Origin of the sequence: Brachybacterium sp. JB7, from assembly GCF_003335205.1 — a bacterium.
Classification (GTDB): Bacteria; Actinomycetota; Actinomycetes; order Actinomycetales; family Dermabacteraceae; genus Brachybacterium; species Brachybacterium alimentarium.
In genome coordinates, this window is the sequence record NZ_QPGN01000006.1 from 104,544 (window position 1) to 117,392 (window position 12,849).

At 69.2% G+C, this 12,849-nt stretch carries 11 protein-coding genes and 1 tRNA gene; 9 read left to right on the forward strand and 3 right to left on the reverse strand.

Annotated elements, in window-relative coordinates; translation table 11 throughout:
- Positions 1 to 61 precede the first annotated feature (61 nt).
- The gene (locus CIK81_RS09455; RefSeq protein WP_096164941.1) at positions 62 to 1,045 is read left to right on the forward strand and encodes a diaminopimelate dehydrogenase; all 984 of its coding nucleotides are present in this window, start codon (positions 62 to 64) and stop codon (positions 1,043 to 1,045) included.
- A gap of 169 nt (positions 1,046 to 1,214) precedes the next feature.
- Positions 1,215 to 1,290, forward strand: a tRNA-His gene (locus tag CIK81_RS09460).
- A gap of 216 nt (positions 1,291 to 1,506) precedes the next feature.
- Here the strand turns inward: CIK81_RS09460 and CIK81_RS09465 are convergent.
- Both CIK81_RS09465 and CIK81_RS09470 read right to left on the reverse strand, forming a co-directional pair.
- A complete protein-coding gene (locus CIK81_RS09465) occupies positions 1,507 to 2,064 on the reverse strand; it encodes an OsmC family protein (RefSeq protein WP_096164943.1) in 558 nt (185 codons plus the stop codon).
- A gap of 231 nt (positions 2,065 to 2,295) precedes the next feature.
- Complete coding sequence (locus tag CIK81_RS09470) at positions 2,296 to 3,084, reverse strand: endonuclease/exonuclease/phosphatase family protein (RefSeq protein ID WP_096164946.1); 789 nt, start codon at positions 3,082 to 3,084, stop codon at positions 2,296 to 2,298.
- Positions 3,085 to 3,471: 387 nt separating this feature from the next.
- Here CIK81_RS09470 and CIK81_RS09475 point away from each other — a divergent pair, with 387 nt between their 5' ends.
- Together CIK81_RS09475 and CIK81_RS09480 are read left to right on the forward strand one after the other, a co-directional pair.
- Positions 3,472 to 4,497, forward strand: a complete 1,026-nt coding sequence (locus CIK81_RS09475; RefSeq protein WP_241964108.1) for a transposase family protein — start codon at positions 3,472 to 3,474, stop codon at positions 4,495 to 4,497.
- Positions 4,498 to 4,667: 170 nt separating this feature from the next.
- On the forward strand, positions 4,668 to 7,187 hold the full coding sequence (locus CIK81_RS09480) for an FAD-dependent oxidoreductase (RefSeq protein WP_114355642.1): 2,520 nt from the start codon (positions 4,668 to 4,670) through the stop codon (positions 7,185 to 7,187).
- Positions 7,188 to 7,341: 154 nt separating this feature from the next.
- On the opposite strand, the gene CIK81_RS09485 is transcribed toward CIK81_RS09480, so the two are convergent.
- A complete protein-coding gene (locus CIK81_RS09485; RefSeq protein WP_096164954.1) occupies positions 7,342 to 8,115 on the reverse strand; it encodes an IclR family transcriptional regulator in 774 nt (257 codons plus the stop codon).
- A gap of 114 nt (positions 8,116 to 8,229) precedes the next feature.
- Between CIK81_RS09485 and CIK81_RS09490 the strand changes: the two genes are divergently transcribed.
- The 5 genes from CIK81_RS09490 (at position 8,230) to CIK81_RS09510 (ending at position 12,831) form a co-directional block, all read left to right on the forward strand.
- The gene (locus CIK81_RS09490) at positions 8,230 to 9,486 is read left to right on the forward strand and encodes a glycine cleavage T C-terminal barrel domain-containing protein (protein WP_096164957.1); all 1,257 of its coding nucleotides are present in this window, start codon (positions 8,230 to 8,232) and stop codon (positions 9,484 to 9,486) included.
- Position 9,487: 1 nt separating this feature from the next.
- A complete protein-coding gene (locus tag CIK81_RS09495) occupies positions 9,488 to 10,351 on the forward strand; it encodes a methylenetetrahydrofolate reductase (protein WP_096164959.1) in 864 nt (287 codons plus the stop codon).
- Positions 10,352 to 10,455: 104 nt separating this feature from the next.
- Positions 10,456 to 11,274, forward strand: coding sequence for a GTP pyrophosphokinase family protein (locus tag CIK81_RS09500; protein WP_096164962.1), 819 nt, complete (start codon positions 10,456 to 10,458; stop codon positions 11,272 to 11,274).
- Positions 11,275 to 11,365: 91 nt separating this feature from the next.
- Positions 11,366 to 12,151 carry an NAD(P)-dependent oxidoreductase gene (locus CIK81_RS09505; RefSeq protein WP_096164965.1) on the forward strand — a complete coding sequence of 262 codons (786 nt, stop codon included), beginning with the start codon at positions 11,366 to 11,368 and terminating at the stop codon, positions 12,149 to 12,151.
- A 68-nt stretch (positions 12,152 to 12,219) separates the two neighbouring features.
- Positions 12,220 to 12,831, forward strand: coding sequence for a Pr6Pr family membrane protein (locus tag CIK81_RS09510; protein WP_114355667.1), 612 nt, complete (start codon positions 12,220 to 12,222; stop codon positions 12,829 to 12,831).
- Positions 12,832 to 12,849 lie beyond the last annotated feature (18 nt).

Genomic DNA, 12,849 nt, shown 5'->3' on the forward strand with positions numbered 1-12,849 from the left:
GTAGGATCGGGCACGGCGTCCCTGGTCTGGGCCGCGCTCCGCATCGAGAAGAACGAGGACCATGACTGCACTCCGGATCGGCATCGTCGGCTACGGGAACCTGGGACGAGGTGTCGAGATCGCCGTCTCCCTCCAGGAGGACATGGAGCTGGTGGGCGTGTTCACGCGCCGTGACCCGGCCACGGTGAGCACCGTGCACGAGCAGACTCCTGTGCGGTCGATCGACGCGCTCGAATCGATGCAGGACGAGGTCGATGTGCTCCTGCTCTGCGGCGGCTCGAAGACCGACCTCCCCGAACAGACCCCGCTGCTCGCCGAGCGCTTCACCGTCGTGGACAGCTTCGACACGCACGCCCGTATCCCCGAGCACTTCGCACGGGTCGACGCCGCCGCCCGCGTGGCGGGCACCACGGCGCTCATCTCCACCGGATGGGACCCCGGCCTGTTCTCCATCAACCGCGTGTACGGGGAGGCCATCCTCGCGACGGGCTGCACCTACACCTTCTGGGGCCGCGGCCTGTCGCAGGGGCACTCCGACGCGCTGCGCCGCCTCGACGGGGTCGCCGCCGCCGTCCAGTACACGATCCCCTCCCAGGACGCGATCGCCCGAGTCCGCGCAGGCGAGCAGCCCGCCCTGAGCACCCGTGAGAAGCACACCCGTGAATGCTTCGTGGTGCTCGAGGACGGGGCCGACGCCGACGCCGTGCGCGAGGAGATCGTGACAATGCCGCACTACTTCGAGCCCTACGACACGACGGTGACCTTCCTCAGCGCCGAGGAGCTCGCCCGCGACCACCAGGGCATGCCCCACGGCGGTTTCGTGATCCGCGCCGGCGAATCCTCCCCCGGCACCAACCAGACGATCGAGTACCGCCTGCAGGAGGACTCGAACCCCGAGTTCACCGCGAGCGTGCTCGTCGCCTACGCCCGCGCCGCGGGCCGACTGGCCGCCGCCGGGGAGCACGGGGCGAGGACTCCCTTCGACGTGGCACCGGGCCTGCTCTCCCCGAAGTCCCCCGAGCAGCTGCGCGCCGAGCTGCTCTGAGCCGGGGACGCGCACCGGTTCGCTGCCGGCCCGGCACCCGATCCTCGGGCGGCCGGGGCCCGGGCAGCCGATGCAATGCGTCTCACACTCCCGGAGGGCTGTTCGAGGAGGAGAACGCTGCTGAGAGACGGTATGCTTATCTCTCGTTGCGGGTTTCGATCCGCACATGGTGGTCGTAGCTCAGTTGGTAGAGCTCCTGGTTGTGGTCCAGGCGGTCGCGGGTTCAAATCCCGTCGATCACCCCAGTTCGACCTGAGTCGCGTCATCGTTCACGAACGGTGACGCGACTCAGGTTTTTTCGTGGTTCGCGGCCCGTGGGGCCGGGGCCGCCAGCTCCGGGTGCGGACCGGTTGCATGCGCTCGTGATGGCCCGCTCGGATGACGACGACCAACGAGCTCGGCCCACAGCTGACCGGCGAGCTCTCGGCCCCGCCGACAGTGCCAGACCTGGATGTCACTGATCAGGCACGAGTGACGGTGGTCGTGACCGGGGTCGGATTCTGGAAGATGTCGAGCACGGGGCAATGCGCATCGACGGCCTCTCGCAGCTCGTCGTAGCGCTCGTTCGACTCCGGTCCCGAGAGCTCGATGTCGAGCCGCACCGCGGAGAACCCGGCGCGCACGGACTCGTCGGCGCCGAACAGTCGCGCCGCGTCCAGATCCGCCTCGGCCCTGATGACGATGTCATCGAAGGGGATGGCGAGCTGCTGCGCGTAGAGCCGGTAGACGACGACCTGGCAGCCAGCCAACGCGCTGAGAGCGTACTCGACCGGGCTGGTCCCGGTGTCGTCGCCGGCCAGCGCCGCAGGCTCGTCGACGATGAAGGAGTGCTTGCCGGCGCGCACGGTCGTAGCCACTGATCCGGCGCCGGTGCCTTCGACCGCATAGTTCAGGTGGGCGTTCGAACGATCGGCCTCGATGCGCCCGGCCCACGCGCTTCCCGCATTCGTGAGGCGAGCGGCGCGATCATCGGCGGTGATCTCGGGGACGGCGGACTGGATGCGTGCTGTGCTAGTCATGACGGCGACGATAGAAGCGCCCGCCGTGGGCACCAAGACTCAGCGACATCTTCCGTCATCGAGCGTCACGTCGTGGCATAGGTACGGCGGCGCCAGACGTCGTTGCGTCGGTGCAGAGGCGCCAGGCGTCGTTGCGTCGGTGCAGAGACGGCGGCTCGGTGCAGCCGCCACGTCGCAGACGCTCACACCCGCGAGCCGATGCCGACGTGCATGCCCGGGCGGGCGCCGCTGCTACTCCCCGCCGATGGCGTAGGTGACGACGACCGGCTTGTGGTCCGACGGCGCCAGGTCACCGCGGAAGTACTCTCCGACGTGGCTGGTCATCGCGCGGATCGGTCCGCGATGGAACTGCCAGTCCAGCACCTGCGGCGTACCGTCGGCGGTCGGACGCGCCGGGTGGGTCGGAACCAGTGGGGAGCCGCTGGCCGTGAAGCTGTCGACGAACCCTCCTGCCCGCAGGATGCGGATCGCGTTCACGGTGTCGTTCAGGTCGCCCATGAACAGGACCGGCTCGCGCTCCTCGCGCTCTCCGTCGTCGTCGGCGTCGGCGTCGGGTGCCGGGGCGAGGCGCTCGAGCGCTTCGACGGTACGGCGCGCTTCCGCCACTCGCGGGGACACGCCCTCCTCCCGCTCACGCGGATTCCCCTGCCAGGTGAAGTGCGCGGTCGACACCAGCACCGTCGATCCCGTCGGCCGATGTCTCAGCCGCACCCAGAACAGGCGCCGCTCCGGGCTGAGCTGCCCCAGATGCTCCGCGCCGTGCTCGACCAGGTCGAACAGCGCACGCCGCCAATAGATGGTCCCCTCGCAGGCCCATCCCGGCAGTTCATCCTCCACTCGGTCATGGGTGGGCAGGGCGGCGTCGATGACCTCACGACTCGCGGGTCGCAGCTCCTGGATGCACAGCACATCGGGCCCGGTCAGCTCCAGAACGGCGCGCAGGGCGTCAGCCCGCTCCGGCCACCGCGCGCTCTCCCAGACGTTGTAGGTCATGGCGACGAAGCGATGCGGCGTGCTCATGCATGCCACCGTACGTCGGCGACCGGTCCCTGCCCAGGGCCCGCGTTGACTCACGAGAAATGCCCGCGAAACGGTTTCGTTGCCTCATGAGAGGGATGCCCGCGTAGGTCGGCGTGTCCTGGGCCGTGGCAGCGTCCGGCGGGCCGAGCGTGAGGCATGGGACTGACAATGGCGCAGAGGCAGGCGGTCACCCGGCAGGTCGCGATCCGGTATCGGGCGGCGTCCAAGACCGCGAAAACGGTGATCTTGGACGAGTTGTGCGCGACGACGGGCTGGCATCGTGATCACGCCCGTAAGGCGCTGCGGCGGGCGTTGGGGCCGCGCCCTGCAGGGCGCACGAGACGGAGGCTGGCGACGCCCCGGCCGCCGAAGTACGGCCCTGACGTGATGGCAGCGCTGCGGAAGGTGTGGGCGGTGATGGGCGCTCCGGCGGGCAAGCGGATGGCGCCGTTCATGGGCGAGATCGTGGAGCGGCTGCGGGCGTGCGGCGAGCTCGACCTCAGCGACGAGACCGCTGCGCTGCTGTGTTCGATGTCGGCAGCCACGATGGATCGCCGGCTCGCCCCGGACCGGAAGAAGCTCCAGATCAGGGGCCGTTCGGGTACGAAGCCCGGCACGTTGCTGAAGTCGCAGATCCCGATCCGGACCTGGGCGGAGTGGAACGAGGCCGAGCCCGGGTTCGTCGAGATCGACTGCGTCGGCCACGAGGGCGGAGACCCCTCTGGGGACTTCTGCCAGACCCTGACGGTCACCGATATCCACACCGGCTGGACAGAGACCGCGGCAGTGCGGAACAAGGCCCAGAAGTGGGTGTTCGCGGCGCTGGTCGAGCTTTCCGCGAGGTTCCCGTTTACGGTCAAGGGGATCGACTCGGACAACGGGTCGGAGTTCATCAACAGCCATCTGCTGCGCTACTGCCAGGGGCAGAAGATCACCTTCACTCGGTCGCGGTCGGGCAACAAGAACGACGGCGCGCACGTGGAGGAGAAGAACTGGTCGGTGGTCCGCAAGACCGTCGGCTACTACCGCTACGACACCGCTGCCGAGCTCGAGCTGCTCGGGCAGATCTACGAGGTGCTGCGGTGGCAGACGAACTTCTTCTCGCCCAGCCAGAAGCTGATCTCCAAGACCAGATACGGCGCGAAAGTCACCAAGCGCTACGACCCCGCGCAGACGCCCTACCAGCGGGTTCTGTCCAGCGAGAAGGTCTCGAAGAAGTCCAAGACCACGCTGACGCGTCAGTACCGCACGCTGAACCCGGCCCAGCTGCGCCGCGATCTGCTCGACCTCCAAGACCAGCTCCTAGACCTCGTCCGCGCCAAGCACCAACCGACCCGCCTGCCGGTCACCCCGCCGACCGCTTCGCGGGCAAAAACGAGTGAGGCAACGAAGAAGACCAAGCGGGCATCTTGACATGAGGCAACAGGGGGCCCGCGCCAGCCCCGTGCCGCCCAGCCGAGCCGGGCCGAGCCAAGCCGAGAAGCATGTCGTCGGACGCCAGCAGAGCGTGCGCGACCGACCATGGTCAAACCCCGCACGCGAGGCTAGTGTGAGGGGGCCCACGGTCAGTTCGGGAGGACGCCATGGCACAGCAGCCGGACCGCGCAGACATCGTCGTCATCGGAGCGGGGGTGGTAGGCAATTCCGCCGTCAGCCACCTGGCCGAGCTCGGATGGCGCAGCATCGTGCAGATCGACAAAGGTCCCCTGCCGGATCCCGGGGGCTCGACCGGTCACGCCTCGAACTTCGTGTTCCCGGTCGATCATTCGAAGGAGATCACCGACCTCACGGTGGACTCGCTGCGCCAGTACTCCGCACTCGACGCGCTCCTCACCTGCGGCGGCATCGAGGTCGCACGCAGCCCTGAACGGATGCAGGAGCTCACGCGACGCATGAGCTCCGCCCGCGCCTGGGGCGTCGAGGCCCATCTGATCTCCCCCGCCGAGATCCAGGAGCTCGTCCCGTACTGCGACGCGAGTCTGCTGATCGGAGGCTTCCATACGCCCACGGGGGCGATCGTCGATCCGATCCGGGCGGGAGAGCTGATGCGCGAGCGCGCGGAACGGCTCGGTGCGCTCACCACGTGCCCGGAGACCGAGGTGCTCGACATCGAGGTCGAAGGTGGCCGTGTCTCCCGCGTGGTCACCGATCACGGGACGATCGAGGCAGAGATCGTGGTGGTCGCCTGCGGCGTGTGGAGCCCCCGGGTGGCCGCCCTCGTAGACGCTGCGATCCCGCTGACGCCCGCGGTGCACCAGATGATCGACGTGGGCCCGATCCCGCAGCTCGAGCAGTCCGGCGAGTGGATCAGCTTCCCGCTGCTGCGCGACATGGACTGCCTGATGTACGAGCGCCAGCGGGGGTCCGACCTCGAGATCGGCTCCTATGCGCACCGTCCCCTGCTGCACCGCCCGGAGGAGATCCCGCCGGTCGGAGACCACCCCGGACAGGCCACCCCGACCAGCTTCCCCTTCACGGAGGACGACTTCACGCTCCAGATGCAGCAGGCGGAGCAGATGTTCCCCGAGCTCCTGACCAATCCGACCCCGCCCCGCAGGACCGCGCTGAACGGACTGCTCTCCATGACTCCGGATGGCGGAGCTCTGGTGGGCGAGACGCCGGAGGCCGCCGGGCTGTGGTCCGCAGCTGCGGTGTGGATCAAGGAAGCTGCGGGAGTGGGCCGGATGCTGGCCGAGCTGATCACGGACGGGACCAGCGAGATCGATCCCCACGGCTCGGACATCGCGCGCTTCCATCCTGCCCAGCGCAGCGCCTCCCGTGTGCGGGCGCGTGCGGCCGAGGGATTCCCGAAGGTCTACGGGATCAGCCATCCGCGCGAGCAATGGCTCTCCGACCGCCCGCTGCGCACCAGTCCGTTCCATCCCCGCACCGAAGCCCTCGGGGCGCAGTACTTCGAGGCCGCCGGCTGGGAGCGCCCGCAATGGTACGAGTCCAATACCGGACTGCTCGAGGAGTACGGCGACCGCATCCCCGAACGCTCGGCCGAATGGGATCGCCGCTGGTGGTCGCCGATCATCGAGGCCGAGCACCTGGCCATGCGCGAGCGCGTCGCCCTGGTCGATCTCGGCGCATTCGCGATCTTCGACGTGCGTGGGCCAGGAGCCCTGCGCTACCTCGAGCAGCTGGCCGTGGCCCGTATCGACGTGGGCGTCGGCCGCGTGGTCTACACCCCGCTGCTGACCCCCGCCGGAACGTTCCGCTCGGATCTGACCATCGTGCGGCGCGGTCCCGACGACTTCCGGGTGATCACCGGCGGAGCCGAGGGCGCACGGGACCTGTTCTGGCTCCGCGCCCACCTGCCTGCCGACGGGTCGGTGCAGCTGGTCGACTCCACCTCCGCCGTCTCGACCCTCGGGGTCTGGGGGCCGAGAGCCCGCGACCTGGTCTCGCGCATCACGGAGCACGACCTCTCGGACGCAGCCTTCGGCTTCGGGTCCGCCCAGGACGTGCTGCTGGGCTCGGTCCCCGCCTCGCTGCTGCGGATCTCCTACGTGGGCGAGCTCGGCTGGGAGATCCATATGCCTGCCGAGTGCGGGCCGCGGGTCTGGGACGTGCTGTGGGGAAGCGGCCAGGATCTCGGCCCGGTCACCGCCGGGATCGGCGTCTACGGCACGACGGGCCGGCTCGAGAAGGGCTATCGGCTGATGGGCGCCGAGCTCACCGCCGAGTACGACCCCGTCGAGGCGGACCTCGCCCTGCCGAAGGTCAAGAAGCACGGCTTCGTGGGCAAGCAGGCCTACCTCGCCGCGCGCAGGGCGGAGCCCGCCGCTCTGCTGTGCACGCTCGCGCTCGATCCGCCCGCCGAGGGCCGCGCCGCACGCTTCCCGACCGGCGGCGAGCCGGTCCTCTCCCCCGAGGGCGCAGCGCTCATCGATGCCAAGGGGCGGCGCTCCGTCGTCACCTCCGCCGGCCCGGCGCCCTCGGTGGGGCGCTATCTGCTCATGGCGTACCTGCCCCGCGACCTGGCAGTACTGGGCACCGACGTGCTGGTGGAGTACCTCGGACAGCGACTCCCCGCGACCGTGCTGGCCACCGGGCGCACTCCGGCCTTCGATCCGCAGGACACCCGCATGAAGAGCTGACGGGCCGACGGGTCAACAGGTCAACGGGTCAACAGGTCAACAGGTCAACGAGCCGACGAGCCGACGAGCCGACGAGCCGACGGTGCGACGACTCGACCGCTCGACGTGGTGACAGGCTGTACAGCGCAGTGGGTCAACCGGTGGGGAAAGAGGGTCAGCCGGTGATGTCCGCGCGGTGCCCGAACCGACGCGAGATCTCCTCGCCGGCTCGGATCAACGCGCCGGCGGCCGTCGGCAGGTCCTCTCGGCCCAGCCGATAGGCAGGGCCGGCCACGGACAGCGCCGCGACCACTGTTCCCTCCGGGCCGCGAACCGGTGCCGCGACCGCGTTCAGCCCCTCCTCGAACTCCTCGATCGCGCTCGCCCATCCGCGCTCGCGCGCGTCGTCGAGCTCTCGCCGCAGGACCGCGGCAGCCGTCACCGTCGCGTCCGTGAACGTCTCGCGCGGCGCTGCCAGCAGGCTCTCCCGCTCCTCCGGGGGCAGATGCGCCATGAGCATCTTCCCGCTCGAGGTCGCGTGCAGAACGGTGCGGTCCCCCACCCAGTTGTGCAGAGCGACCGTCCGGGTCCCCTGCGCCTGGTAGAGGTTCACCGCCGCCCCGGAGCGGTAGACGGCCAGGTTGACGGTCTCGCCGAGCTGCTCGGCGAGCCGGTCGCACACCGGGCCGGCCTGCGCGGTCAGATCGAGGCGGGATCGGGTGGCTGCGGCCAGCCGCAGCACGCCCACGCCGAGCCGCACCGGGCCGCCGTCGCTCTGCCGTTCGAGGAGTTCATGGCGCTCCAGGGCGGCGACCAGACGTGACGCCGTGGATTGATGGACCCCCAGCTCCGCCGCGATCCGCCCCACGCCGGATTCTCCATCACGGGCGAGGATCTCGAGCACCTGCGCCGCACGGTCGACGGACTGCACCGCCCCCACTCCTGCCATCTCCAGCTCCTCTCGGCCACCACATCATCTCACCTTATGCGCACTACGCATAGTATTGCGTATAACGCATGTTCATGCCACAGTGGATCACGGACACGATTCCTGGAGGCCACGATGACCGTGAACCCGAATCCCCACATGCTGCTGTACCCCCGCATCCGCAAGTCCCCGTTCTTCTACGCCTCACGGCGTCACGGGGTGCAGATGTACAGCGTCTACAACCACACGTACCACCCCCGTCACTACGGCGACCCCATCGCGGAGTACTGGGCGCTCCTGGAGGGCGTCACCCTGTGGGACGTCGGCGTCGAGCGCCAGATCGAGATCTCCGGCCCCGACGCCTTCGACTTCACGAATCTGCTGGTCACTCGCGACCTCTCGACGTGCAAGGTCGGCCAGTGCAAATACGTCTTCCTCACCGACCAGCACGGCGGGATCCTCAACGACCCGGTCCTGCTGCGCCTCGAGGAGAACCGCTTCTGGCTCTCCCTCGCCGACAGCGACATCCTGCTGTGGGCCCGCGGGGTCGCGAGTCATGCCGGGATGGACGTGCGGATCGAGGAGGCCGACGTCGGCCCCGTCCAGGTGCAGGGCCCGAAGTCCTACGCTCTGATGCGGGACCTGCTGGGCGATTCGGTGGCGGACATCCGCTACTACTACCTGCACGACTACACGATCGACGGCATCGACATCACCGTCTCCCGCACCGGGTACACCGGCGAGATCGGCTACGAGATCTACGTCCACCACGCCTCCCGCGACGCCGAACGCCTGTGGGACCTCGTCTGGGAAGCCGGAGCACCTCACGGGCTCCAGGTGATCGGCCCCTGCCACATCCGTCGCATCGAGGGCGGCATGCTCGCCCACGGCGCGGACATCACGGTCGACACCAACCCCTTCGAGGTCGGCATGGGCTACGACTGGATGGTGGATCTCGACCAGGAGGCCGACTTCGTGGGCAAGCAGGCCCTGCGACGGATCAAGGCCGAGGGGCCGCGCCGGAAGCTCGTCGGCCTCGAGATCGGCGGTGCCCCGCTGGGCAGCTACAACGACGGCTCGATGATCGACGCGTTCCCCGTCCACCATGACGGCGACGTCGTCGGCAAGGTCACCTCGGCCTGCTGGTCCCCGCGGCTCGAGCAGAACATCGGGCTCGCGCTGGTCCCTGCGGAGCTCGCCGAGCTCGGCACGACCTTCACCGTCGACATCGGCGAGCGCCCGGGCGCCCTGCTCCCCTCGGGCCAGGAGCTCGTGAAGGCCGTCGTCGTACCGAAGCCCTTCATCGATCCGACGAAGGAGCAGCCCAAGAGCGATCCCAGGGCATTCGGAGACGCAAGCGACGGGGCCGCCGCCTCGACGCCGAGCCACTGAGATGCCTGCCGAGCGTGCGCCGTCGGCCGGAGGTGAGAACGCACCTCGACCGTGGTCCCGCGACCCGCAGTTCGAGGTGCTCCCACTGCCGGGCATCTCGGATCTGGCCGGCGCTCACCTTCCCGCCGGGGCCCGGGTGACGGTGACCGCCTCGCCGGCCCAGGGCCTGTCCGCGACGGTCACGACCGCCGGCGAGCTCGCAGGCCGCGGCTTCACGGTGATCCCTCATCTGGCGGCGCGCATGGTGCCCGACGAGCGCACCGCCGACCGAATCGTGGAGCGCCTCGGATCGGCCGGGGTGCGGGAGGTCTTCGTGATCGGCGGGGACGCGCCACAGCCGGCCGGATCCTTCTCCGACGCGCTGGACCTGCTGCGCGTTCTCCCTGCAGATCCTGCCCTCACGATCGGGATCGGCGCACACCCCGAGGGCCACCCCTTCCTGGACGACGAGAGCGCCGACCGGCTGCTGCGCACGAAGGCCGAGCATGCGTCGTACATGGTCACCCAGATGTGCTTCGATGCCACAGCTCTGCTCGACTGGGTGCGCAGGATCCGTGCCCAGGGCATCGTCCTCCCCGTGCGTCCCGGGATCGCCGCCCCGGTCGGTGCCGTCCGGCTGGCGCGCCTCGGGGCGCGCATCGGCGTGGGGAGGTCGCTGCGGCTGCTCACCTCCTCGAGCACGGGAGTGCGGCGGATGATGGGCCCGCGCACCTGGCAGCCGGATGAGCTGCTCGACCAGCTCGCCCCTGCCTACGGCGATCCGGAGCTCGGTCTGGCCGGGCCCCACGTCTACACCTTCAACGCGCTGGCGACGGTCCAGGACTGGTGGCCGACGGAGGCGCCGCACCGTCCCAGCGCCGGCTGATCATCCGGTAGGGACGATGCATCATCACCGCGCCTCCACCATGCCCCCAGTTCGTTCTGGCATGGTCGAGGGGTTCAGATCGTCCCCAGAAGGGCATTTCTCCCATGGAGCATGAGGCACCGGCCGACGGCGACACCCGTTCACGAGTGCGCGCGCTGGTCGCAGCGCAGCAGGATCAGCTCACGCGGCAGGGCGTGGACCAGGAGATGCTGGCGCGTCAGATGCGGCAGGTCTACGAGGAGTTCACACAGCTGAGGATGCACTATCAGTTCGGCATCGACGAAGTGCAGACCAAGGTGAACATCCTGCGCCAGGAGTTCGAGCAGATCCACGACTACAGCCCGATCGAGCACGTGCGCTCGAGGCTGAAGTCCACCGAGTCGCTCATCGAGAAGGCCGTGCGCACCGGAGGCGAGATGACGATCCCGGCGATCAGAGCTCGGATCCACGACATCGCCGGGGTGCGGATCACCTGCAGCTTCGTCTCGGACGTGTACTGGATCGCGGACATGCTCAGCCGCCAGCCCGATCTCGAGGTCCTCACCGTCAAGGACTACATCGCCGCACCGAAGCCCAACGGGTATCGCTCCCTGCACGTGATCGTCCAGGTGCCGGTGTTCCTCTCCCAGCACACCGAGTACGTGCCGGTCGAGTTGCAGCTGCGCACCATCGCCATGGACTTCTGGGCCAGCACCGAGCACAAGCTCAGCTACAAGTACGAGAAGAACCTTCCGGCCTCGCTGCGTGCGGAGCTGGACGATGCCGCGCGGGTGGCCGCAGACCTCGACGAGCGCATGGAGAGGATGCGCGCGGAGATCCGCCCGATGCCCGAGCACTCGGCGCCGGAACCGACCGCGAGCCCCGCCTCGCCGCCGACGACGGCCCCGTCACCGGACTCCGCCGCAGAGGCGCGAGGAGCCTGACGCCCCTGGAGAACCGGAGGAGCGACGCCGCCCCGTCGGCGAATCGACATGTTCCCCACCCGCTGCGCCGGCGCCGCCGCATAATGGCACCATGAGCAACTCGACGAAGCGTGTGCTGATCACCGGAGCGACCGGAGGCGTCGGATCCCGACTGGCCCGTTCCCTGGCGGAGGAGTACGACCTCGTTCTGCACGGCAGGAACGCGAAGAACGCGCCCGCGGGCCAGGAGCTGAAGATCGCGGATCTCGCCTCCTACGACGAGGTCCTGGCCCTGATGGACGGTGTGGACACGGTGGTCCACATGGCCGGCGCCTCCTCGCCCGAATCGACCTGGGAGCAGGTGCTGGAGGCCAACATCATCGGCCAGCGCAACGTGCTCGAAGCCGCTCGGGTGAGCGGGGTGCGCCGCGTCGTGCTCGCCTCCTCGAACCATGCGATGGGCATGTACGACCGCTACGAGCAGTGGCCCGTCTACCCCGATCAGCTCCAGCGGGCCGACTCCCTCTACGGGGTCTCGAAGATCCTCGGCGAGACGCTCGGTCGCTTCTACTTCGACGAGTACGGGCTGGACGTGATCGCCCTTCGCATCGGCTGGGTCAGCGACGATCCGCTCGAGGCCGACGAGGACATCCTGCGGGCGATGTGGCTGAGCCCTGGCGACTGCACCCAGGTGGTCCGCTGCGCGATCGAGGCCGATGTGCGATTCGGCCTGTACTACGCCATCTCCGACAATCCCAACCGTCGCTGGTCCACCACCAACACCACGCTCGAGCTCGGGTACCGCCCGCGCGATTCGTGGACGGACCTCACCGGCGCCGCGGAGACCGTCGTCGAGGGAGGGGCGGACGTGCCCGATGACTGGCCGCGCGGTTCATGACCCGACCGTCCTCCAGCACTCTCGCGAGCCCGCCGACCAGAGCTCGCCGCGGCGCGATCGTTCTGCGGATGCTGCTCGCTCTCCTGATCGTCGCCGCCCTGGTCTGGAGCGGGATCGATGCCGTCCGGGGCGGAGAGCTCTCGCAGTTCGTCTCCTACTTCACCAACCAGTCGAACCTCGCCTTCGCGATCGTGGTGGTGCTCGGCGTCGCCTGGAGCGGACACCGGGCTGCCAGGTGGGACGACCTCCGCGGTGCAGTCACCTTCTACCTGGCGATGACCGGGATCATCTATGCGCTGCTGGTGGCCCCGCTCGATGAGCTGCTGCGGTGGGACATCGGCTGGACCGGGATCGTGCTGCATCGCATCGCACCGGTGGCCGCCGTCGCGGACTGGGTGCTCTCCCCTCGCTCCGACCGTTCCTCGCCCCGCCGGATCCTGTGGTGGCAGGTCTACCCGATCGCGTATCTGCTCGTCACTTGGCTCAGGGGCGCGATCACCGGCTGGTACCCCTACGAGTTCCTCGACCCGACGGCGTCGTCCTGGCCGCAGGTGCTGGCCACCACCGTCCTCGTTCTGGTGGCCTTCCTCGCCGTCGCGACGCTCCTGCATCTGGTGGGCGGCCTCCGACGGACGACGAACGCCGACGACGTCTCGCTCTCAGCGGCCGGCTCACCCTGAGCTCGTCCCGGGCTCGTC